The organism is Streptomyces sp. NBC_01481 (assembly GCF_026339995.1).
Lineage (GTDB): Bacteria > Actinomycetota > Actinomycetes > Streptomycetales > Streptomycetaceae > Streptomyces.
In genome coordinates this window covers 778,726-801,500 of sequence record NZ_JAPEPT010000004.1, presented here as the reverse complement: position 1 = coordinate 801,500, position 22,775 = coordinate 778,726, and the positions used below count along the sequence as shown (strand labels likewise).

The following is a 22,775-nucleotide window of genomic DNA, read 5'->3' as shown; positions in this document are numbered from 1 at the left end:
ACGCGGACGGCGCATCCGCTGCCGGCGACGACAAGGCCAAGCGGGTTCACCTGACCGGTGCGACCTTCGGGCGGCTTGAGCCGAATGCGCAGCCGACGCGCTCGTACGGCTCCCCGGTAGGACCGCCGCAGCGATGCGGCGGTCCTACCCCGGCTGCGACAGTCCGCCGGGAGTGCGAGCGTTATGGACCGCCGATACGCGGACCAGCCGACGGCCGTCCCGCAGGATGGTCTCCGGCTACGAAAATCTTGCCACTGCCGCGGAAAAGCCCAGCCGCGTACGCGTGAACGTGCCCACTCCGGCCCACTGCACAACGCCGGGCAATTCGAGAGAAGTTACGCCACGGGGGCCGATGCTTTCCCTACGAAGATTCCCATTGACCGGTGTCGGCCGGGGAGTCGGGCGTGGCGCTGAGGGGCAGGAGCTGGGGGCGCTTTGCGGTGCGGCCGTCGCCGGAGGACTGGCCGCGCAGTCGGCGTCCGAGCCAGGGGCCGAGGAATGCGGCCGCCCAGCGCAGTTCAGCTGCTACCGCTTGCCGGCGAGCGGGCACTGCCCGTGGCGGCAGGGGGAGCGTCCAGGCATCGTCGCTTCCGGGCAGGTGGATCGCGTGCGCGACGGCCGCGGCGATCCGCTCATGGCCGAGGGGGCTGGCGTGGAGTCGGTCCCCGCTCCACAGCCGTGGGTCGGCGGCGACGGCGTGCCGGGCGGTTTCGGCAACCGTGACGTTGTGACGGTCGGCCGCGGCGCGGATGCGGGCATTGAGGTCGAACACGCGCGACCTGATCGGCCGGGCAAGGGGCGCGATCTTCCCCACGTCGGGAAAGGTGAGGGTGACCACGTGGGCTCCGGCGGCCGTGAGCGCCGCGAACATCTCCTCCAGGTGCCCGGCCACCTCTGCGGCGTCAAACCGGGGCCGGAGCAGGTCGTTGACCCCGGCGACGACGGTGGCCAGGTCGGGGCGCAGGGCCAGGGCGGGCCCCAACTGCTCGGCGCGGACCTGGTCGGCGACGCGTCCTCTCACGGCCAGATTGGCGTACCGGAGCCCGGGATTTACGGCCGCGAGGTGCTCGGCGAGCCGATCGGCCCAGCCCCGCAGGCCGGCGGTGTCGTCGCCGTCTCCGAGCCCTTCGGTCTGGCTGTCACCCAGGGCGACATAGCGCAGGTATTCACCGCGCGGCATGAGTGGTCCTTTCCTTGAGGACGGCTGCGATCCGCCGGCACCAGTCCCGGTGCTCCTGCTCAAAGGCCAGGCCGCGCAGGCAGGTCAGGTACGGCCCGATCCGCTCGCCTCGGCGTAGGAACTCCTCCTCGTCCGCATCGCCGCGCATCCGCCGCAGCAGCTCGCCGAGAAGCTCGATCTTGGCTTCAGCTGCCGACGCCCGCTCTTCGAGCTGTTCGATCACCGCCGCGGTGCCGATGCGGTCAGCGACCTGGACCTTGACGAGCAGATCGTCGCGGATGAACGAGGGCTTCGATACGGCTGCCGCGAACTTCCCCAGCTCGGCGCGCCCGGCGTCGGTGACCCGGAACAGACGCTTGTTGGGTCGGGTCTCCTGAACCACCTCCCGCCCTGTGACCAGCCCTTCCTTCTCCAGCTTGGTCAGCTCGGCGTAGAGCTGCTGGGGCAGGGCGTGCCAAAAGTTCGCGACGCCGATGTCGAACGCCTTGGCCAGCTGGTATCCGCTGTACTCGCCGTCCAGGAGCGCCGCCAGCACGGCATGTCTCAAGGCCATCGAAGCAGCCCCCTTCCCTTTCCTCGTCCGCCACTGCATCATACTCAAGAAAATGATTAATCACATTCTTGCATATAAGGAGAATTCATGGAGACTGCTGAGCGCTTCCGCGCTGCAGTGGAGAAGGGCGAACTCGCCGCACTGGACAACCTGTTCACCGAGGACATCCGCCTCTACAGCCCCGTGAAGTTCACCCCCTTCGAGGGCAAGCCCCTGGTGCTGGGACTCTTCGGCGTCCTGCTGCGCACTTTCGAGGACTTCCGCTACATCGGACACTTCGAGGGCACGGCCGAGACCAGTGCCGACGGCGAAGATGCTCCGTCGGCGATCCTGCTCTTCCGGGCCACCGTGCGCGGTAAGCAGATCCACGGCATCGACCTGCTCCAGTTCGACGAGACGGGCCGGATCAAGGAGTTCACCGTGATGGTTCGACCCCACTCCGCCGCGCAGGCCCTGGGGCAAGCGGTACTCGCGGGCCTGGTCGCCGACGGCCTCGTCCCCGAGCCCGCCGACCGCTAGAGATGCCACGAGGCGGGAGGGCCGGGCCGAGCCCTCAGCGGATCTGCTCCGCCGGCTCGACGATGATCCCCTCCGGGCGGCGAACGCAGCAGAGCCGATAGCTGTCGTCGTAGCGCTCCACGTCGCCAACGAACTCCGCGCCGAGGGCTCGCAGTCCAGCGACGACGGCCGGGGTGTGGAACTTCGTCAGCTCGAGCCGTCCGTGGCCGTCCGGGGTCTTCACCATCGCGATCTCCGCCCGGACGACCTCGAGCCCCACCACGCGGTCCACGACTGTTCTTACGGACCAGGTGGTCGCGTTCGGCGACGTCCGTGGCCTCCCCACCCTCGCGGTCGAGCCCGCTCCTGCAGGGCAACCGTCGTAGAGCACGAAGTTGATGACCTGTCACCGTTGCCGTGGGCCGAGCCCGGCGAGCGGTCGGAGCTCCGCCATCGGCAGGACGTCCGGACCGAGATGGGCTTCCAGGACCGTACGCAGCAGCGGTTCGACGTCGTCGGTGCCAGTCGCGAGCTGGAGGCTGCCCCATCCCCCAGCTGGGCGATGCCGTGCAGATTGGCCCACAGTGCGCTCGCGACAACCTGCTGCGACCAGCAGGGCGGGGACGGACCGTGATCCCGGCTAGGCTTCGAGTGGGAAGCGGCCACCCACGTAGCACGGCGTCGAGTCCGGACCAGGGCTCGAAGGCCCGAGCGGAAGGAGTCGTCATGGACCCTCAGCGAGATCAGGTTCTGGTCGTCACTCCCCGTGACAGAAAGCCGGGGCCCCGCACTCCGGGGATGGACCGGCAAGAGGCTTTCGCCACCGAGGGAACGTGGTCGGGATACGTCCGCACGGAAGCCGGGATGGTCTCCGGCTGGCACCACCACGGCGAGTGCGAATCAGTGATCTACGTCCTGACCGGGGCGCTGAAGATGGAGTTCGGCCCGGACGGCTCGAATACGGTGGAAGCTGGCCCCGGCGACTTCATCTACGTACCGAAGGGCGCCGTGCACCGAGAGAGCAACCCCTCCGCGGAGGTCGCCGACATCATCGTCGTGAGAGCCGGGACCGGGAAGTCCACGTTCAACGTCGACGGACCGACTCCGGGCTGAGGCAGACCGTTCACCGAGCTGAACCCGCGTCAGTTCGGCAAGCTGATCACCGAGCTGCGGCAGCAGGCCGCAGACCCGGTGCCGCGTGGCTCGATCTTGACGACCTCGGCGAGGGCGGGCCGGGGCGGGTGATCGGGCCGTCGAGATGAACTACCGCCAGAACACTTGGTTCGCCGTGCTTGCTCGTTGCATGAAGTGCTTCGTTGGACCTCGCGTCCAAGGTCCTTCCAGCAACCGCCCGAGGCGAGGCGTGCATGGCTGCACCATCGTGTGCGCGGCCTTCGGGAACCGCCCCGCGTTCTGGCCGGTCATACCCGCAGGCGTCGGAGTGACGGTCGCTGTTGCGAGGCTGAGCCAGGTGATCCGGCGACGCGGCGGCCCGCCCGCCGAGGACACGCCCGTCGGGACGTCACCGGCCGGGACCTGAAGGCAGGAGCGCGACTAGCCCGCAGTGGGGAAGATGCGGACGGGACCGCGCCGCTCTCAGCTTTGCCCGGTGCTCCGCCGCGCCCACGCTGAACGACAATGGCCTCTTTTAACTTTCAGCGCCGGATGCGCCAGGTGCCGTACAGCCCGGCGAACGCCCCGATGATCACGGAGGAGCCGGTCTCCCCCACGGCGCGGTACACCCCGCCGCACACAGCCAGCAGGGCACCAGACTCCCTCACCGGGCAGCTCTCCAACTCCTGCCGGCCCACCCGCCCCCCGGACTGCCGCGCCAGTCCTCCCCAACACCCAGCACCTCTCCGACACCCACAACCTGCAGCCCCCACACCCGGGTTGGCACATGCAGCCGTACGGGTCCGGCCGCAAGCCCGACGCATACGCCCGGCTCGGCCGCCTCCCCGAAATGAGAGCGTCGCAGCGACGAAGGACCCTGTGACGTGCCTCACCCACACCAGCCGGTCATGCGCACGAACTGCCTGGTCAGCGCCGCCAACCAGCAGTCGATGGCTGTCCGTTGGCCGAATTCGTCAACAAGCTGTCATTGCGGCCGGTTCGGCGTCGGATACAGGCTGTGACCGTGTTACAGCGACGCGTTGTGGTGGTCGTGTACTCCGGTGCGCAGGCCCTGGACATCACCGGACCCATAGAAGTGTTCGATACGGCCAACCGGCTCCTCCCCAGATCGGGTGCCCCTTACCGGATCGAGTTCGTCTCCATCGATGCACCACTGGTGCGCACCAGTTCGGGAGTGATGATTGAAGCCGCGCCGCTGGAGGCAGGGCATGGCCCTATCGACACCCTCCTCGTCCCGGGGGGATGGAGCCTGCGGGACGCGTTGAAGAACCGGGCGCTGGTCGCGTGGATCGGACAGGCAGCCACCCGGTCGCGGAGAGTCGCATCCGTATGTGGCGGATCGTTTCTGCTGGCCGAGGCCGGCCTGCTCGACGGGCGGCGAGCCACCACCCATTGGGCGTACTGCGAGGAGATGGCCTGCCGCTACCCGGACGTGACCGTGGACCCGGAGCCGATCTTCGTCTGGGACGGCCGGTTCGTCACCTCGGCGGGGGTGTCGACCGGGATCGACATGGCCCTCGCTCTGGTGGAGGCGGACCACGGCGCGGCGCTTGCGCTGGAGACAGCACGGTTTCTGGTGCTGTTCCTCAAACGGCACGGAGGACAGGCTCAGTTCAGTGCGGTCCTGGACGCCCAGTTGGCAGACCACGCGCCGATCCGGGCCGCACAGGAGTGGATCCTGGACAACCTCCAAGACCCGTTACCCGTGGCCGAGATCGCCCAGCAGGCCAATATGAGCCTGCGCAACTTCGCCCGGGTGTTCCGGCGCGAGGTGGGCACGACCCCCGGCCAGTACGTCGAGCGGACGCGTATCGCCCGCGCCCGCGAGCTCCTGGAGACCACCGATCTGACGACGAGCCAGGTGGCTCGCCGCTGCGGATTCGCGGCCCCCGAGACGTTCATCCGCTCCTTCGGACGAGCCCTGGGGCTCACTCCGAACCAGTACCGGCACCGCTTTCAGGTCGTCTCGCCGTCCGGCCTCGTCGTCCAGCCCGACCAAGCGGACAGGAGCTCCGTATGACAGCCATGCCACGCGAGATGCCCGAGGAAGGCGGTGTGCGCCTTGTCGACTACCTGGCGGCAGAGTTGGTCCGGGCCGGCGTCACCCACATGTTCGGCGTTGGCGGAGCCAACATCGAGGACCTGTACGACGCCGTCCACCGCACGGGCACCATCTTCGGTGTCGTCGCCAAACACGAATTCTCCGCGGTCACCATGGCCGACGGATACGCCCGCGCCACGAGGCGCCTCGGCGTAGTCGCAGCCACCTCGGGCGGCGGTGCGATGAATCTCGTGCCCGGTCTGGCGGAGGCTCACGCCTCCCGCGTGCCGCTGCTGGCCCTCGTGGGACAGCCGCCCACCGCACAGGAGGGCCGCGGGGCGTTCCAGGACTCCAGCGGCAAGGCAGGCTCGTTCGACGCCCGTGAGGTGTTCACGCCCGTATCGCGGTTCTGCGCTCGGGCCGAAGACGCCGACTCGTTCGCGGAGTTGCTGCCCCAGGCGATCGCGGCGGCACAGGCCGATCCCAAAGGGCCCGCGGTGCTGCTGCTGCCCAAGGACCTGCAACAGGCACAGGTCACAGTGCCCGTGCCCGGAGTGACGCCGACGCCGGTCGTGCCGCCGCCGACCACCACGGCCGCAAGCGTGGAATCCGACGCGCGGGACGCCGCATCGGCCGCGCTGCGCGGGGCGAGCCGTGTCCTCGTCATCGCCGGCGAGGGCGTGGCAGCCTCGGATGCGCGCGAGGAGCTGGCGGAGCTCGCCCGGCGGCTCGGGGCCTGGGTGGCGGTCACCCCGGACGCCAAGGACGTGTTCGACAACCGGGACCCCCGGTTCGCAGGTGTGGCCGGAGTGATGGGTCACGCAAATGTCGAAGACTGCCTGCGCAGGGCCGACTTGTGCATGCTGGTCGGCACGCGGCTGCCGTTATTGGCACGCGGAGGACTGGACCAGGCCCTGGCCGCCACTCCCGTCGTCTGCATCGATCCCGAACCACCGTTCGTGGCCGGCATCGCGTTGGGCGGGAACCTGCGGGACGCGCTGCGCGCAGTCGTCGGCCGGCTCCCCTCGCGCCCGCATCCCTGCCCGGAGCACACCGGCCCCTTTCCGATGTCTCCGCCAACTCCCATTCCACTGGCCCTTGGTGGAAACGTCTCTTACACCGAGGCGGTCGCCGCGGTCGAAGCGGCACTCCCCCAGGACGCGCACGTGTTCGTGGACGCCGGCAACGCAGGGGCCAGCGCCATCCATCTGCTTCCCGCACCGCGCCACGGCCGCTTCGTCGTGGCGGTCGGCATGGGCGGCATGGGCTACACCTTCGGAGCGGGTATCGGCGCCGCGCTTGCCACGGGCCGACGCACCTACGTACTCGCCGGCGACGGAGCGTTCTTCATGCACGGGATGGAAGTGCACACCGCCGTGGAGTACGCCGCACCCGTGACCTTCGTGATCTTCAACAACAACGCCCACGCCATGTGCGCGCTGCGCGAGGAGCTCTTCCAGGGCGGCGTCCGCAGCGACGACCTGTTCGCCCGGACCGACATCGCCGCCGGGGTGGCCGCCGCCTTCCCGGCCCTTGAGGTCACCTGGGCAAACGACGCAGCGCGGCTCCGCCAGGCGCTGCTGCGCAGTAACGCGGGCAGCGGTCCGGCGTTCATCGCGCTGGACTGCGACCCCCGGGAGATCCCGCCGTTCCTGCCCTTCCTGTCCGTCACCGAAAGCACCGAAAGCGCCGAACACGAGGAGAGTTCCGATGAGCGCGGACCCGTCCATGTTGGCTGACATCCCCGGCCTGATGCGGATCGAGAACACCGACAAGGAGGAGATGACCGCCCACTGCATGGACCTCACGCACGCGGTCTATCCCCATCACCAGGTCTACGGGCAGTACTGCACCATCCAGGAGCATGTCGACTGCCCGCCGGAGCAGGCCTTTGACTACCTGCGCCAGGGCCACCACCTGGAGGAGTGGACCTACAGCTTGCGAGGCTTCGCGCCCACGGCCACCCCGGGGCTGTGGGTCGGCCACGACCGGCTCGAGCGCGAAACCAGCATCTACTGCAAGGTGGTGGTCAACCCCGAGGCCATGACCGTGGACTACCACTGCTCCTGGGACCAGGGCGACAAGCTGTGGATGATTTACCTGATGCGCGTCGTCCCTGCCCGGCTGGTGCTCGACAAGCCGGGGTCGGTGATCACCTGGACCAACTGCCACCACCCGTATTACGACGACAACCCGCACCCCGAGATGTCGCCCCGTCCGGACCGGCCGTGGGTCGGCGACTACTGGGATCTGTTCTACGCGGGCCACACCGTGGAGATGAACAACCTCAGGGCGATCCTCGAGCACCGCCACCGCGGCGGCCTGCCCGTCAGTGTGCCGCCTGTGACGGCGGTGGTCCGTTGAATACGGTCAGCCTCACCGATGTCGCAAGCTACCTTCCCGGCGAACCGGTCCCCGCCGAGTTCTACACCGAGTACCCCGGAGCCGAGGACAAACTACGCCACCATCCCATGTTCAAGATCCCGCCTTTACGGCACCACGTGGCCGCCGACGAGACGAACGCGGACATGATCGAGCGGGCGGTACAGCCCCTGATCGAGCGGCACGGCAGAGATGAGATCCGTAACGTGGATGTGCTGTTGGTGCACAGCCAGCTGCCGGACCTGCCGTTCGTGGGCGCGGGCACCGAAGTGGCACGCCGTCTTGACCTCCACCCGGAATGGCTGATCGACGTGGCCAACGCCGGCTGCGCCTCCTTCGTCTACATGCTCAAACTGGCCCGGCGGCTGCTCACCACCACCGACGCGAGGACCGCCCTGATCTGCAACGCGCAGAGCGCCGCCGGCCAGTGCTTCACCCAGTCCGAAGTTCGCAGGCTCGCCCAGGCCGCGATCCCCGGCGACGGCTGCGGCGTGGGGTATGTGACCACCTCGGCCGGCGCCCCGGTGCTGGACGTGGAGACCCGGCACATCGGCGACTACGCCGGGGACATGACCGTGATGCTCGACGACGGACGCAAGTACTGGGAGGCCGGGGAATCCCAGCTGCGGATCGGGTTCACCGAAGCGAGCATCGCCAAGGTCCTCGCGCGCGGGAACCGCCTCGTACCGGAGGCCGTCACAGACCTGTGCGGGCGGCTCGGGGTGGCCACCACCGAGATCGACGTCTTCATCACCAACCAGCCCAACCGAGCCTTCCTGCGGAACTGGCGTGAAGCGCTGCAACTGCCGTCCGAACGGCACCTGCACACGTTCGATCAATGCGGGAATCTTTTCGGAGCAGCGATCCCGATCACTTTGGACCGCGCCATCCACTCACAGCACGTCAAGGACGGCGATCTGGTGGTGCTGGGGGGATTCGCCCACGCCGGCGACTTCGCCGGTGCCGCCGCCATCCGCTGGCACAGCGGACGGGGATGACCGGGACCTCCCTGTCCTGCACCGGCCGGCGTCCGGCAGGGGCGGGCTTGCGCCTTCCCCGGTCCCCCCAAGAGATTGCCGCCGCACTCCCCGCAGATGGGACGGCCGGGGCGCTGGGCCACCTGCATGCCCCTCGGCCGCCGTTGTGGCGCATCCCGCGCGCAGACCTGCGGCGAGGGATTTCACGGTGGTCCGACACAGGCGGCCGCGGCCCCAGCCCGCAGGGCGGCGGCGATCCCGGCGACGACGTGGTCGCGGCTCATTGGTGGCCGTGGTGCTGCAGTGCAATGCCCCCGCGCCGCCGTCGGACCGCCCCTACGGACCTCCGCCCGTCGGCGCCGACTCCCCCACCACCGAGTCCGCATGACTGTTCGCCACCGCCTCGGACACCCTGCGCACGATCCTGCTCCCGTAGAGCCGCGAAACAACTTCCAACCATGCGACCTGTGCCTCCAGGTCGTCCTGAGCCTCGCCGAAGTTTCCGCTACCGGTCGCCGCTTCCGGCGCGTTCCCCTCGAAGCCCGCGTCCTTGCGTGCGATGGCGTGCCGCAGGCACACCGCTTCCGCTGCTGCGTCCAGCCGTCGTCCAGTCAGCCCGGCTGACACCAGGTGGCGGCTCGCCTCACCTCTGGCGGCTTCGCTGCGATAGGGGTGCAGTGCGAGCATGCCGTCACTGATCTCGATGATCCGCCGGTACAGGAGCACCTTCGGATCGCGCTCCAGCTCCGAAGGCAGCGGCAGCACCACCTCAGGAACCGCCTTCCCCAGTGCCTGCCACAGCGGACGGATACCGCGCAGCCGACGGCGGCACGCACTGCGTTCCATCAGTCCGGTCGCGCTCGGCCATGCGATACCGACAACGAAGAGAAGCAGGGTGGTGGCCAGCAGGGCCTGCGTCGTGGCCACCGCGACCGTGTCCTGGAACAGCCAGTGGCCGGATCCGTGAGCCGTCAGATGAACGGCGCGGTGAGTGGCGTAGATCAGGCTGGAGACGCATGCGGCGCCGAGGATGCGCAGCGATGTCCGCAGCGGGCCGGGGTCCGCCCGGCGTCCGTAGCGTAGGCACATCAGTCCCGCGGCGGTCGTTCCCCAGAGGACGTAGAGGAGGTAGATGCTCCAGTACGCGATGCCCGCCGCGGACGGCGTCTGCGTCAGGAGGTGTTGGTCACCGTCCGGGCGAGGGCTCAGGAGAAAGGCGCAGCAGAGCAGGATCCCTGCGGCAGGAAGAGGGATCCACCTCCAGCGTCCCGCCCGCCCAGCCGCCGAAGTCCCCTCGGAGATCTGGTGCACGAATGCGATCAGGCAGGAGATCGCGGACAGCGTCAGGAGATGGAGCAGCAGATTGGTGACGGACTCCATGCCCGTCATCGTGTCGATCACCCGGCGCACTCCTGGCACCCCGAGGGTGATGGCCAAGGTGATCAACGCGACCATCCCGCTCATCGGTCCGGCATGACGGCCGGCCGTGAGGGCCCTGCGGCCCATGTACAGGGTGGCGGCCCACAACGGGCCGAGCAGCACCAGGTCAAAGGGCCGGATCGCGGTCACGCGCGCGCCTTCGGCCCAAGGACCCGTTCGAGCCGCGAGAGTACGTGGGCGGTGTCTCCCGAGGTACGGGACGTGCCGGTCACGCCCGTTGAGATCCGACTGTGGATCAGGGTGGCCATCACCTCGGCCTCCTGTTCCTGGGCCTCCGAGTAGTCCGTACGCCCCCGGGCGAGCAGTCGCCTGACCATCCCGGGATCCAGACCGGGGAATAGGCATTCCACGCCCGCCCGGGACCCGCCGGCACCTGCGGTGCCGTGATCCAGCAAGAGGTGTGCCAGCTCATGAAGGATGATGTGCCGCTGATGCAGCCCACTGGTGGATGCCTCGTAGAAGATGTGGTCCGAGTCCCTGAGGCCCACCCACAGGCCGCAGACGCCTGCTGAGTCGCCGGCGTGCCGTGGGAGCGGCGAGAGGGTCAGCGAACGGCCTCGCTGTCTGGCGATGGCCTGGCACAGTTCTTCGACGGTCGGCGGCTGAGCCCCCTCAAGGCCGTTCAGAATCCGTGCACATCGTGCGATGAAGTCGGACCACGCCTCATGGCGCATGGCATCCCCCCGGGCCCCTGCGACGAATCGCGCGAAGGCGACCCGCTACTCACGGGGAGTATATGCAGGCACAGAAGGGGAGTTGGGGAAGATCAGTCCGCTGGTTCGCCGGGATCGCCCTGTTCTCGCTCCTGCGAGCGACCGGCCTTCTCGACCAGGCCGCGCACCACATCGAGCCCTTGCGACGAAAGGGTGGCCACAGCCGCTGCCCGCAGCGCCACGGCGCGAACGTCGTTGCTGCGCATCGCGGTGATCAGGGCCAGCTGCGCCATCGTCTGCTCGGCGATGGCGTCGTCGACGAAATATGCGACGGGCACGCCGAAGAACGTGCTCAGCGCACGCAGCGTCCCAATGGTCGGATTGGTCGCCTTCCCGTTCATGAGCATCGAGAGGCGGCCGACGCTCAGCGATCCCCCGTCGGGTTCACCGGCCGATCTGATGCCGTCGACGACTTCCTGAAGGGTATGCCGCCGCCCCAGCGGCTGTACGTGGTCGAAGAGGTACTCGAGGCGAACGGCGAGGCGCTGCGCCTCGTCACCGTCCGTGGTCTGCCTCCCGGCGTTGCCGGAAACACGGCCCGTGTCGCCCACCGTACGATCGCCTCTCCATGCCCCCACATTCGTGCGGTGCAGTATCCCCCAGAAGCTCTTCGGTTGGCGACAGGCAGCTGGTGGCCGGCGTGCGCGGAATGACGGACCGACCGCGGCGACACCGCCGGGACGGGAGGGGATGACTGCACCACCACCCCTTCCCGCCGTCGGCAGCACGCCGCAGAGGACTGTTACACGTCGATGGCGATGGCTTCCATGGCACGCGCCTGGCCCACCGTGCCCACCTGGATGTACTGGGCCGCGACCGCTCGCTGCCAGCCAACGTCGCGCAGATGGGCCTGTGCCGCAATCGTGCCGGTGCCGACCTGCAGCTCCAGAGCCTCGATAGGCAGGTTCCTGCCGGTCGTGCCGATGACCACGGCGGTGCCGTCCTCGGCGCAGGCCCATGACTGCCAGCCGACGTTACGAACGTGGGCGCGGGCACACAGCCCACCGGTGCCGGACGAGGCGATGGTCAGCGCCTCAAGGTTGAGGGCCTGGCCCGTCGTACCGGCCACTGCCCCGTTGCACTTGGTGCCCTGCCAGCCCTGGTTCTGTACGTGAGCCGAGTAGCAGATGTTCCGAACGGCCGTGGAGTTCTGCGCCGCACTCGCGACATCCGGAGCCGCGGTCGCCGCGGAAGCCGGGGCGGCGCCGGCCAGCGAGCCGCCGAGCGCGAGTGCAGCCGTAGCGAACGCAGCAGACAGTGTCTTTCTCATAAAGTGAATCCTTCCGATGGATCAGAGTGTCAGCGACCACGCGAGAAGTAGGCGCTCCCCCTGAAATACTCGACATCACACGGGAGTTGCCGGGATCAATAATGGACGAACTCTCGATAGCGAGTCAATCTATATTGAAAATGATCAAGCGGAGCAGAGTCATCACGCCACAAGCTCGGCCCAGGCGTGCTGATGGACCTGTCGTTCACGCCCCCACGTGGTCGCCAGCACCTCGACCATCCGCACACCATCCATTGGTACTGAAGCCGCAGTTGCTGTGACTGGCGGTCCGGCTGGCCGTTGGGCTGGTCATAGGTGGGGATGTCACGGTTGACGAGGTGCATCGCTGGGCGGCCGGGCTGGACGCGCCGCATGCCCGGATCGGCCGGTATTTCCGTGGACCTGGCGGCGCGCGCAGGGAGCGGGTGAAGGTCAACCGGTCGGGGGCGGTGCCGCCCTGGACTGCCGCCTGGTGCAAGCGTGTCGACCTGCCCGAGGCCCGGGCAGGCCGACACGCCAAGCGATGACCGCGGCAGGTGAAGCCTGCGGGTCAGAAGCCGCAGTAGACCAAGGAGCCGTTGCCGGGCAGCAGGGATTCGCTCACCCACCCGGATTTGTTGTCGTCGGTGACATTCCGGAGGTACGTCCAGGTGGACCCGCTGGAGTTACGCGTGTAGCAGTGGTAGTCGAGGGTGTCCTGATTATCGGCCCAGCCCTTGATCGCGCAGCTTGTACTGGAGCCGCTGCGCATGTTCGCGGCGACGCCCGCCGTCTGCCTCACGTAGGCACTGCTGTCGAGTCGGGAGCAGTCCGGCCGCAGTACGCCGCCTTGCGGACACGGGCGCGGCCGTCCCGACTACGGCTACCGGAACAGCGAGGAGCACTTCCAGCGTCCCGCCTCGGGGGCGAAGCGGGCAGCATCCCGCTGGCGCCCCTCCTGCTCCTGTCGCTTCCGCTTCTTCTGCCCAGGCACGGGCCCAGCATCGCCGTACTCCCCGCACCCCAGCAAGCCCATTACCCGCACACCACCTCAGCGAGCAGGTGATCATTTGTCAGACAGGCCCTAGGACGCAAGCGGCTAGCGCGGGCAGCCGCCGCACTGGCCGCCTCGGCATACCGGAGGAGACCCTCCTGCAGGCAGCCGCCGAAATGGCCCGCCAGCCCAACTGGATGGACCTGGAACGCCACTTGGAGCACTGGACCCCGCCTGCCGCTGTACCGCGGCATGTCGAGCCGCAACCGGCTTTCGCGACAGGTATGCCGCCGAGCGGGAACGCTTGATGGGCGCCACCCAGACCATGCTCTGCGATCTGCGCCGCGAATGGGAACACCCCGCCGACGTGCTGGAACGTATGCGGCTGGAGCTCAAGCAGGCGCGCGAGGACTACCAGGCGGCCGCCCGAACCAGTCGTATGGCATGGGTGCACAGGTCCATCTCCGTCACGGTGGGAGTGGCCACCGCCGCTGCAGGTGCCTTAGTTGTCCCGGATCTCGCGTGGGTTGCTGGCATAGCGGGCAGTATCGGATTCAACATCGCTACCCGTGAAGTTCGCCCGCTGTTCCATGCGAGGAATGAGCACCCATTCAGTTACCTGCATCAGGTCGACCGCGAGCCGGCGTAACGACGACTGCCATCGGCAGCGCATTGATCACTGCCCCCACATGATCGGCCGGTCAGAATCTAGTCCCGTACTTCACAGGTCACCCCGTCCCGGTCCGGCCCGGTCGAGATCGCACGCTGGGAGGCCGCTGCGGCGAACCTTTTCGGCGACCTGCGAAGGCCTGGCTAGGCATGGCAATCGCCGTGTGAACCATCCCGACACTGCTCGAATTGACGTCAGATACGTCTGTGTGCACGTCCATTGTCAGTGCGGTGCGCTTCACTGTCCGCCATGGAGCTCACGCAAGCGACCGTCAACGAACTGCTGGCCCAACTCGGCCCGGGAGAGGGCTACACGTTCCTGCCCAACGACCTGAACCCGCAGGACCTGACCGACCTGCTCGGCAGCAGGTACGGCGCCCCGCGCACCCTCGTCCTCGACGGCTTCACCGATCCGACGGTCGACGAGTCCAGGGGCGCGGCTCTCCTCGTCCCCTTCGAGGACCGCGCCGTGACGATACGGGCGTGGGCTTACGGGAATCAATGGGTCGGTACGGGCACGGCGCGGGACGCCGAGGGCGCCGAGCGGCCGGTGTTGGTGGCCGCTCACCGGGAGATGCCAGAACCCTTGGCGGTTGCTCCGGACGAGGACCTCGACTGGATGGAGCGGCTCAGACGGATCACCGGCTGGACACAGCCCGCCCAGCGGCCGGACGTGGACTGGGCGGAGGTGGAGTCGCGCCTGGGCAACGCGCTGCCGATCGACTACAAGCGCATGGTCGAGACGTTCGGCGAGGGCGCCTTCGACGGATACCTGGACCTGAACCAGGAGCCGTGGACGCATCTCAGGCAGGACGGTCTGCTCATCTGGGCGGGCACTGAGCACGAGGACCTGTACTGCTGGAGGGCCGACGGTGAGGACCCCGACCGCTGGCCCGTCGTGGTCCAGTCCTTCGACGGGGAGGACGTCCCCTTCGACTGCCAGGCCGCGGAGTTCGTCTGCCGCATCCTCACTGACCCGCACCACCCGTTCACGATGGCCCGCTATTTCGACACTCACTGGTTCATGAACTACCGGGAAAGCAGCTGACCGAACCCGCCGCCAACGGCATCCGCAGCCTGGTTGGCAGTGCCTTCGCAGAACAGGACAGGAACACTCATTGCCACAGCAGACTCGCCAAACCCAATGACGTCTTACACGACGTGGACCAGCAACACGGTCTCGGCCTCGGCCCCTCAGCCAGACCCCTACTGGACCGGACCAGCCAGCGTTTCGATGGGCAGAGGCGGCCACGTCGGCCCCTTCCGGGTAAGGCTTGCCAGCGCTTCCGGTGGTTCGCCACCGTCCCGAACGGTCGTGACATAGGCCTTTGCTTCCTGCAAGCTCAGCCGCGGGGCATGCTTGCGCAGGTGGCTCATCGCGGCCACGACGCCGGCGGAGCGGACGAGCGCGCGAACAGCGGAGGCCAGTGGATCAGGCCGCCTGATGCCCTTGGTCTGCAGGAGGTACTGCTCCTCCCAGCCCTCGTCCTCCCACCACACGGCGGGCACGTAGTGGATGCTCCCGTCGTGCCGGTCCACCAGGCAGTGGCCGCCGACGAAACTGCCGCGCACGTCACGGGCGCGGGCCTGCTCCGCCGACCGCCAGAAGACGAGCCAACCGACCACGCGTTCCTGCACGTGGTAGACATCCGGCGTGGGAGCAGGCCCCCTCCATTGCCACGTCGGCAGCTCAATGGCCAGGAAGGACTCGACGAGCTCGACAGCGCATTCCCTGGAGATCACGACCTCATCATTCACCACAGGTCAACCGGCTCTCGGCATGCCGGGCGCCATCCCCACCGAGATCTCTGCGCAGTGACGAAATGCTGGGCTGCGCAGGTGTCCCATGGCTCTGCTGTTTCGAACTGATGCCACGCCTGGGTCGTCAGCCACGACTGGTAGTCCCGAAGATTCTGGCGAGGCCTCACTTCAAATCTGCGGTCCTCTCCGTGGCGGTCGAGCTCGATCCGGCGCGGGGCACAGTGCGGTAGGTCGGCCGCGCGGTCGTCCAGAACAGAAGCCGGTCCTGTTCCTCTGGCCGATCCGGAGTTGAGGTTCTCGGGCTACGCCAGGACCGTAGGAACGGAACATTTCAGGGGCCGCGCCGTGGCGTAAAAGTGGCTCATCACCCACTGTTACCTGTGCCTGTTACGTCTGTTGCTTACGGCTGCTGCTCAAGCCTGTTCCTCACGCCCGTGACTTGCGCCGACACCTCTGCCGTCTTGGGGCCACCCGCTCCGCTGTCGGCGGTGGCCGAAGAGGAGGCGGGCCCCGGGTCCAGGGCGTCGCGGACGACGGTCAGGATGTCCTCGGTGTCGGCACCGAGCGCTCGGGCGGCCGAGGTGAAGTCCCGGGCCAGCGTGGTGAGTTGGTTGGCATCGTGCGGGTGCGGCTCGGACGGGAGCGCCGCGACCCGGGTGCCCGCGCCACGGCGGGTGCGGATCAGCTCGGCGGCCTCCAGCTCGCGGTAGGCGCGAGCCACGGTGCCCGGCGCCAGACCGAGGTCGGCGGCGAGCTGGCGCACGGTCGGCAGGCGCTCGCCCTCGGCCAGCCGGCCGGTGCGGATCAGCGCGGCCAACTGGGCGCGGATCTGCTCGTACGGCGGTACCTGGCTGGTGGTGTCGACGCGGACGGCGGGTTCACTCATCGTCGAAAGTCCCATCGCCGACTGCCTCGTCGTCGACCGCCCGGGGTGCAACCACGGTGACCAGGGACCATCCGAAGGTGAACAGGCTCAGCAGGCCCATGGGGCAGATCACCACGATGGTGGCGGCGCCCAGCGGGCCGGCGCAGGCCTTCTCCGTGAGCGCGACGAAGATCATCAGCACGACGAGCAGCACCTGGCTCGACACCAGCAGCCCCCAGGCTCCGGTGATCGCCCACGCGCGGTCGCGGCGCTGCTGGTCGTCGCCCGGGCCGTGGGCGATACGGCGCAGGGCCCAGACGCAGACAGGGGTTCCGACCGCGAGGGCGGCGAACATCGGGCCGCTGTAGTACAGGCCGGGCCAGGGACCGAGGGATGCGCGCATCCCTTCGCAGATGACGGTGATGACACGCCCCGCTCCGCCTATCCGGTCGGGGGCGGAGGAGGCCGTGACCGCACCGATCACCAGCAGCGTGACGAGGGACGCCGCCTGCAGAAGAAGCAGGGGCGCCATACGGGGCGGCACTTGGTCTCGGACCAGGCGCGGGGCGAGACTCGCGGTGCGTACCGCTTCCTGGGGACGCAGGGTCAGGGCGTCACCGAGCAGGACACCGCCCACCGCGCACAGGCCGAAAGTGGTGATGGCGAACACGAGGGGCATCGTGATGTCGTCGCTCTTCATCGTGACCAACTGCTGTGCGACCACGATGCCGATGGCCAGACCGGACCAGCGGGCGTAGTAGTCGGCGTGGTCGAGGAACCGGGACTGGAGCGGAACGGTGTCGAGCATATGGAGATCCCCCCAGATCATCTTGTATTAAGCGATGGGTACAAGATGCCCTGGTCGGGATCTTGTGTCAAATGCTCGATACAAGGCGATGCAAAGGGTGACGGCTTCTGGCACAAGGGGGTTCCCTCCGGCGCAAAGAGGGGACGCCCTCCGGCAGGGTGCCCCCTGGGCCGGCTCAGCCCACGGTGACGGCGTGGGATTCCGCATCGCGCGTTCCCTCGTGCGCTGATCCACGTTGTATGCATGACCGCTCCAACTCGCCAAGGCACTCAACGTGCCGACGCCCGCCGTGCGCTAGCCGGGCTCGGTGTGGACCGAGCTCCCTCGGCCCGCGAGCGCCGGCGCCGAGCGGTTCGGGCACGTCCGTCTCGGGTACGCCCGGGCCTCGACCGCTCGGCAGTCGCTCGACGCGCAGCTCGATTCACTCGCCGAAGCCGGGGTGACGCGCATCTTCTCGGTGTGGGTGAGTGGTCACCAAGGGGTGGATGGCGTGCCATCGGGGTCGAGCCCATACGTCCACAGTCCACCTCCATCCGTCCCGCCAAACTTCCGCATATCGGCGAGCAGGACCAGGGCGTCACGGCTGCGGGCCGGGGAAATGCCACCTCCCCCGGCCCGCGGTCTGTCACGTCCGGTCGGCGGCGGCGAGCTGTTCCTGGAGCCGGGCGTGGCGGAACTGGTAGACGGCCCCGGCCTGGCGCAGGACGCCCCGCCGATGAGCTTCGTCGAGGAACGCCATGAGCCGCCAAGGCAGCCTGCCCGTCCCGCACAGCCACAGGCGGGCGACGAGCAGCCAGCCCCAGGCGCTCAGGGCGATGGCCAGCAGGCCGACCGGCAGCCAGACGACCATGAGTAGCCCCATGCTTTCCTGACTGATCGGCAACGCCCTGAGCAGGAAGACGCCGAGAGTGGTCCCGAACGCCAGCACGACGATGCCCCGCATGACCGCCGTCGCCCTGTCGCTGCGCAGGCCCGCCATTGGGCTGGACGCCCGTGCGATGTCGACCGGAGTGGCCAGCCACCGGTGCACCCCGGCCGCGACACCGGTGATCACACCGATGCTGAAGCCGAATGCCAGTCCGAAGGTCAGCGCGGCTTCGAAGAGGCGACGGGGAGGGACGGCGTACAGCCAGTCCTCGACGCGTGGTGGCAGTTCGTTCTGGTACCCGGTGTCGTCGGCGAAGACGTCGTTGGGCAGCCTCACGCGCACGTTCGTGTAGCTGCCAGGGGAGAGGTGAAGCTCGATGGGGCCGTAGAAGGTCGTGCAGTCCGGCTCGTGCTCGCAGGCCCGGAGCTCGTCCGCGCCGAACCTCGCGTAACTCATGCCGTCCCACGTGCTGACGACTCCGAGCACCGGTCCGGGAGTACGGACGAACCGCGTTCCGTCCTGGTGCCGGCCGTAGTGCCAGCCACCCGGCGTGAGGGCGTACGCGCCTCCGTCCGCCGTCCGGTGCACGACGGCGGCGGACGGGAAGTCGGCGTTCATGGAGGCCCGTGCGCCCTGCGTCGAGGCGTCGGCCAGGCCGAACGCGGCACCCAGACACAGACCGCCGAGCAGGCCGGCGGACAGCGGCCGCAGCAGGGCCGGGCCGGGACGACGGCGTCGCTCCCGCCTGATCACCGGTGCCGCCGCCCGGCCGGTGACGCCCGGCCACACGGCGAGCGCGACGACGAGCCCGGCCAGCGCGCCGATCGCCAAGGACAAGGGCTCGGAAACGAATTCGGTCCCGAGCACGAAGGCGACGAAGGCCGCCAGCAGGACCGCTGCCACGCTCAGCACGCCCAGGACGGGAGACCGGAGCCTTTGGCGCCCGAGAAGCGGCATGGTGGACGGGCGGACGTCTCCGGCAAGACCGAGAACAGCGAGCATCGTCGCGGTGGCCAGACCGGCGGCCATCGCCGCGGAGACCGGGCCCAGCCGTCCGCCCGCGTTGAAATAGATCGGGTTGAAGTCCCCCCAGGCGAATCCGAGACTGCTGGCGGACCCGACGGCGACCCCCAGGGGCGCGGCGACCACGACCGACAACACCAGCTCGCGCGGTATCCGCCACCGTCCGGCTGGCTGTCCGGAACGCGCCGCCCGGCCGGGTTCCGCCCATGTGCGGCCCCGCGACAGGACCACGAGTCCCGTACAGACCCCGCCGACGAAGGCGAGGGGTGTCGTGGGCTCACCCAGGCCGACAGTGACCGCCGTCGCCATGCATCCCAGGAGCAGCACCGGCCCAAGGCGCCTGAGCAACCACGGCAGTGCCAGCCGCAGTTCCCACCATGCCAGGTCCCGGGTCCGCCGCCGCTCCAGGTCCCGGGCCAGAAAGCGGAGCCAGTGCCCGGCCCGGTCCGCGTCGGGGGCATCCCCGAAGGCCGCGGGTACGAACGCGTCGAGGAGGTCCTGCTCCAGCGCATCCGGGCCGGAGAAGCGCCCGCCGTCGAGCAACTCCATAGGGTCGGCGCCGGTGTCGCCGTACACCGTGCGGGCCATGGCCACCATCAGCGGTGTGCCGAGGACCTGCCGCAGGGCGGCGCCGGACGGGTCCCCGGGGTGTTCGCGCAGCCGCGTGAGGACGGGGTCCCAGCACGTCGAGCGCTGTCCGTCGCTTCCCCTCAACGGGCGGGCAGTACGCACCAGATAGCGGCTCGCCTCCTCGAACGACAGCGGCTGGAGCTCGACCACAGCCGCGGAGGTGAAGACGTCCCCCGCCTCCACCACCTCCCCGTACACCTGCGTACGGCAGGTCAGCAGCACCGGACTACCGGGGTCCAGCTCCGCGTTCAGCCGTCGCACGGCGTGGGCCCGCAGGGGTGCGGCGAGTTCGTCGAGACCGTCGAGGACCGGCAGGATGCGCTCGGCGGCCAGCAGCTCGCCGCCCCAGGTGGCACCCGGGTACGTCTGCGCGATATGGGCCGCCATCCAGGCGCTCAGGGTCTCGCGGTCCGGCTGCCAGGCGGCGAGCGGGAAGACCACGGGAACGGGCGCGCCGGGCTGCCACCGCTCCAGCCCGTCCAGGGCGTAGCGCACCGCGAGCACGGTCTTGCCGCCGCCCGGCCCGCCGAGAACCACCAGCCGCCGTGACGGCACCCGGTCGACGACGGCGGTGACGTTCTCCAGCCGGTCGCTCAGGTCCGCCGGACCGCCGATGTTCTCCTGATGGTCAGCCAGCCACGCCTCGGCCCGAGTCCACCGAACGGGCATCGGCTCGGGGTCCTGAAGCCTGCGCAGCCGCCACTCCTCGGTCCACTGCTCGCCGACGGCGTCGGCCAGTTGCCGTGCCAGGCGGTCGAGCCGTTCGTCCGACGCGGGCCGGCCGTCGCCCGTGGCGCGCTCGCGCATCCACCCGACGGCCAGTCCGGTCACGGACACGGCGAGGCCGAGTACGGAGGTCAGGCCCGAGGTCTCGTAGAGATCGCCGTTCGCGCCCGCGACGACGAAGACGAGGCCCGTGACGAGCACGGCCGCGACCCACACTCCGCGAATCGTGCGGATCCAGTCCATGCCGCGCCGCCCATACCGCATCGCACGGCTCCCCGTTGCGCCTCGTCCCCACCCGAAGAATACGCTCAGCGACCACGTGATCGCGGAACGAATGGGGAACTCGGGGACTATGCGTTCTCCCCCGGCCCCCGGTCATGCACCGCGCCGCGGAATGTCCCAAAAGACCCACGACAGCCGTGGGTTGTCGCTGTCCCGCAGACTCGTGCCCATGTTGCGCCACGCGCGTCCCGACGGCACCAGGGAGTCGGTGTTCCCCATGCCGCGGCGATTATGGCCGGGTCCGCTGTTACCGGGGCTTTCCGTTTCGCACTGACGAACACATCATCAAAGCACGCGGCATACTCCCCGAGCGGTCCCAGTGCCGGCGGACACGGACGACGAGCAGTCATCAAAACCACCCCCACTCGTCCACTTACTGCGGTCCCGGCCGAAGTCAACAAACCACCGCTAGCGGTTACGTACGAGTGCAGCGGCCGGTCGGGCTGCTCACCGGGGGACGGCACTGGAGGTCGTAGTCGGCGGAACTGGTGCTCAGATAGCGGCCGAGGCAGTCTTTGGGCGACGTACGGCCGTGCTGAGCACAGAAGTTCAGCGCGGCGCGGCCGTCGGTGAACGGGCCGGGAGCGTAGATCACCCAGAAGCCGGGCCGCAGTGAGGCGAAGTCGTCGGTGCGGAGAACGACAGCCTGGGGGATGGATTGCCGGATCTTCTTGAGACGTTGCCCCCGCACGCCGGTGCCCGATGCGACGGGCTCGGTGAAGAGCTGTGCGATCCACTTGCCGGAGGCGGTCGGCGGCTCGCTCGGCGTGGGTGTGGGGCTCGGATGTGTCGTCGATGTGGCCGGACTCGATGCCGTACTGCCGGACGGGCCCCCGCTGCCGCCCGCTTCGTCCTTGCCCGAGCCGCGCAGCGCGAGCACAACGGCGGTCGCGGCGACGACCGCGACGGCCACGGCGATCACGGCGAGGAGCAGGGGCGTCCGGTTCCGCCGCTGGGCGGGCGGCTGGGGGATGGTGGGGCCGCGGGAGTCGGAGCTGCCGGGCCCGCCGGCCAGAGGAGCAGCGCGGTGCGTCGGGTCGTGCGCGCCGGGCGGCCCGCCCAGTGGCAGGGGGACCGCCTCCGCAGGCAATCCGCCCGGCCCCTTCGTCATCGTCAGCGGGTCCCACTCCGGCGTCGTGCCCGACTCCACCTGCGCCAGCATCGCGTCCAGCCGCGCCGCATCGGGCCGCGCTGCCGCGTCCCGTACCAACAGGGCCTGAAGCACCGGAGCCAGCGGACCCGAGCGGACCGGCGGCGGTACTGGGTCGTCGAGGACCGCGGCCAGGGTGGCGTACGTGGTGGAGCGGCGCAGTGGGCTGACGCCCTCCGCGCACACGTACAGGACGAGTCCCAGGGACCACAGGTCGCACGCGGGGTTGTCGTTGCGGCCACGGACCCGCTCCGGGGCCATGAACTCGGGCGAGCCGACCAATTCACCCGTGAGGGTCACAGAGGACGAGCCCTGGAGCGCCGCGATCCCGAAATCGGTGAGCACCGCACTGCCGTCGGGCTGCAGCAGCACATTCGCGGGCTTCACGTCGCGATGCTGAATGCCCGCCGCGTTCGCGGCACGCAGCGCCGACAGTACTTGTCGGCCGATGCGCGCCGCCTCGGCAGGAGCCAATGGGCCCCGGGTGAGCCGCTCCTGGAGCGAGTCGCCCGGCACCAGCTCCATCACGATCCACGGATGCGGGTCGGCGTCTACGATCTGATGGATCGTCACCACATGGGGATGGCTGAGCCGCGCGAGTGCCCGCGCCTCGCGCAGAACCCGCTCCCGTATGGCATCCGACGCTTCCCGGTCGGGTCTGACCGCCTTGAGGGCGACTTCGCGGTGGAGGACAGTGTCGCTAGCCCGCCACACCGTGCCCATACCTCCGCTGCCGAGCCGCTCGATCAGCTCGAACCGCCCGTCGATCACATCCCCCGGCATTTGCATGGCGACAGGCTAGAGGACGAGGCCGGGGCTCAGCGCACCGGCC

The 22,775-nt window shown here is 69.0% G+C and carries 20 protein-coding genes and 3 pseudogenes; 8 read left to right on the top strand and 15 right to left on the bottom strand.

The features are described 5' to 3' along the window. Positions 1-361 precede the first annotated feature (361 nt). Together OOK40_RS25355 and OOK40_RS25350 are read right to left on the bottom strand one after the other, a co-directional pair. Positions 362-1,180: an SGNH/GDSL hydrolase family protein gene (locus OOK40_RS25355; RefSeq protein WP_266486211.1), complete on the bottom strand. Its 819-nt coding sequence runs from the start codon at positions 1,178-1,180 to the stop codon at positions 362-364. Then, positions 1,167-1,733, bottom strand: coding sequence for a PadR family transcriptional regulator (locus OOK40_RS25350; protein ID WP_266486208.1), 567 nt, complete (start codon positions 1,731-1,733; stop codon positions 1,167-1,169). The genes OOK40_RS25355 and OOK40_RS25350 overlap by 14 nt, the downstream gene beginning before the upstream one ends. A gap of 87 nt (positions 1,734-1,820) precedes the next feature. Here OOK40_RS25350 and OOK40_RS25345 point away from each other — a divergent pair, with 87 nt between their 5' ends. Then, positions 1,821-2,252 (top strand): nuclear transport factor 2 family protein, encoded by a 432-nt coding sequence (locus OOK40_RS25345; protein ID WP_266486205.1) that lies wholly within the window; start codon positions 1,821-1,823, stop codon positions 2,250-2,252. 34 nt (positions 2,253-2,286) lie between these two features. Here the strand turns inward: OOK40_RS25345 and OOK40_RS25340 are convergent. Together OOK40_RS25340 and OOK40_RS25335 are read right to left on the bottom strand one after the other, a co-directional pair. Further along, positions 2,287-2,520 (bottom strand): annotated as a pseudogene (locus OOK40_RS25340) (VOC family protein); the annotation flags it as partial. Positions 2,521-2,637: 117 nt separating this feature from the next. Continuing rightward, positions 2,638-2,834, bottom strand: a pseudogene (locus OOK40_RS25335) (hypothetical protein); the annotation flags it as partial. Between the two features lie 123 nt (positions 2,835-2,957). Here OOK40_RS25335 and OOK40_RS25330 point away from each other — a divergent pair. Beyond that, entirely contained in the window at positions 2,958-3,344 is a 387-nt protein-coding gene (locus tag OOK40_RS25330; protein WP_266486202.1) for a cupin domain-containing protein, read from the top strand. Positions 3,345-3,886: 542 nt separating this feature from the next. Here the strand turns inward: OOK40_RS25330 and OOK40_RS25325 are convergent. Then, positions 3,887-4,012, bottom strand: a complete 126-nt coding sequence (locus OOK40_RS25325) for a hypothetical protein (protein WP_266486199.1) — start codon at positions 4,010-4,012, stop codon at positions 3,887-3,889. A 356-nt stretch (positions 4,013-4,368) separates the two neighbouring features. Between OOK40_RS25325 and OOK40_RS25320 the strand changes: the two genes are divergently transcribed. From OOK40_RS25320 to OOK40_RS25305, 4 genes are read left to right on the top strand one after another with little or no spacing between them, the layout of a single operon-like run. Continuing rightward, positions 4,369-5,385 carry a GlxA family transcriptional regulator gene (locus OOK40_RS25320; RefSeq protein ID WP_266486196.1) on the top strand — a complete coding sequence of 339 codons (1,017 nt, stop codon included), beginning with the start codon at positions 4,369-4,371 and terminating at the stop codon, positions 5,383-5,385. Beyond that, the gene (locus OOK40_RS25315) at positions 5,382-7,145 is read left to right on the top strand and encodes a thiamine pyrophosphate-binding protein (protein WP_266486193.1); all 1,764 of its coding nucleotides are present in this window, start codon (positions 5,382-5,384) and stop codon (positions 7,143-7,145) included. Before OOK40_RS25320 ends, OOK40_RS25315 begins: the two co-directional genes overlap by 4 nt. Beyond that, entirely contained in the window at positions 7,117-7,770 is a 654-nt protein-coding gene (locus OOK40_RS25310) for an SRPBCC family protein (RefSeq protein ID WP_266486190.1), read from the top strand. The genes OOK40_RS25315 and OOK40_RS25310 overlap by 29 nt, the downstream gene beginning before the upstream one ends. After that, positions 7,767-8,786, top strand: a complete 1,020-nt coding sequence (locus OOK40_RS25305) for a 3-oxoacyl-ACP synthase III family protein (RefSeq protein ID WP_266486188.1) — start codon at positions 7,767-7,769, stop codon at positions 8,784-8,786. Before OOK40_RS25310 ends, OOK40_RS25305 begins: the two co-directional genes overlap by 4 nt. Before the next feature lie 315 nt (positions 8,787-9,101). Here OOK40_RS25305 and OOK40_RS25300 read toward each other — a convergent pair whose 3' ends face one another. From OOK40_RS25300 to OOK40_RS25280, 5 genes are all read right to left on the bottom strand, one after another. Then, the gene (locus tag OOK40_RS25300) at positions 9,102-10,334 is read right to left on the bottom strand and encodes an MAB_1171c family putative transporter (RefSeq protein WP_266486186.1); all 1,233 of its coding nucleotides are present in this window, start codon (positions 10,332-10,334) and stop codon (positions 9,102-9,104) included. Further along, positions 10,331-10,879: an ImmA/IrrE family metallo-endopeptidase gene (locus tag OOK40_RS25295; RefSeq protein WP_266486184.1), complete on the bottom strand. Its 549-nt coding sequence runs from the start codon at positions 10,877-10,879 to the stop codon at positions 10,331-10,333. Before OOK40_RS25295 ends, OOK40_RS25300 begins: the two co-directional genes overlap by 4 nt. 92 nt (positions 10,880-10,971) lie before the next feature. After that, entirely contained in the window at positions 10,972-11,469 is a 498-nt protein-coding gene (locus OOK40_RS25290) for a helix-turn-helix domain-containing protein (RefSeq protein WP_266486181.1), read from the bottom strand. A 191-nt stretch (positions 11,470-11,660) separates the two neighbouring features. Next, the gene (locus OOK40_RS25285) at positions 11,661-12,188 is read right to left on the bottom strand and encodes a hypothetical protein (RefSeq protein WP_266486178.1); all 528 of its coding nucleotides are present in this window, start codon (positions 12,186-12,188) and stop codon (positions 11,661-11,663) included. 550 nt (positions 12,189-12,738) lie between these two features. After that, positions 12,739-12,969 (bottom strand): SH3 domain-containing protein, encoded by a 231-nt coding sequence (locus tag OOK40_RS25280; RefSeq protein ID WP_266486176.1) that lies wholly within the window; start codon positions 12,967-12,969, stop codon positions 12,739-12,741. 499 nt (positions 12,970-13,468) lie between these two features. On the opposite strand from OOK40_RS25280, the gene OOK40_RS25275 reads away from it, so the two are divergent. Continuing rightward, complete coding sequence (locus tag OOK40_RS25275; RefSeq protein WP_266486174.1) at positions 13,469-13,810, top strand: hypothetical protein; 342 nt, start codon at positions 13,469-13,471, stop codon at positions 13,808-13,810. Between the two features lie 270 nt (positions 13,811-14,080). Then, complete coding sequence (locus OOK40_RS25270; protein ID WP_266486172.1) at positions 14,081-14,878, top strand: hypothetical protein; 798 nt, start codon at positions 14,081-14,083, stop codon at positions 14,876-14,878. 158 nt (positions 14,879-15,036) lie between these two features. Here OOK40_RS25270 and OOK40_RS25265 read toward each other — a convergent pair whose 3' ends face one another. The 5 genes and pseudogenes from OOK40_RS25265 to OOK40_RS25245 all read right to left on the bottom strand — a co-directional run bounded on the left by OOK40_RS25265 (position 15,037) and on the right by OOK40_RS25245 (position 22,732). Beyond that, positions 15,037-15,573: a hypothetical protein gene (locus OOK40_RS25265; RefSeq protein WP_266486170.1), complete on the bottom strand. Its 537-nt coding sequence runs from the start codon at positions 15,571-15,573 to the stop codon at positions 15,037-15,039. Between the two features lie 535 nt (positions 15,574-16,108). Continuing rightward, positions 16,109-16,477 (bottom strand): annotated as a pseudogene (locus tag OOK40_RS25260) (GntR family transcriptional regulator); the annotation flags it as partial. After that, positions 16,470-17,264, bottom strand: a complete 795-nt coding sequence (locus OOK40_RS25255; protein WP_266486168.1) for a hypothetical protein — start codon at positions 17,262-17,264, stop codon at positions 16,470-16,472. The gene OOK40_RS25255 and the pseudogene OOK40_RS25260, both read right to left, overlap by 8 nt. A 625-nt stretch (positions 17,265-17,889) precedes the next feature. Then, a complete protein-coding gene (locus OOK40_RS25250) occupies positions 17,890-20,775 on the bottom strand; it encodes an NACHT domain-containing NTPase (protein ID WP_266486165.1) in 2,886 nt (961 codons plus the stop codon). Between the two features lie 433 nt (positions 20,776-21,208). Next, positions 21,209-22,732: a serine/threonine-protein kinase gene (locus OOK40_RS25245; RefSeq protein WP_266486162.1), complete on the bottom strand. Its 1,524-nt coding sequence runs from the start codon at positions 22,730-22,732 to the stop codon at positions 21,209-21,211. Between the last annotated feature and the right edge of the window lie 43 nt (positions 22,733-22,775).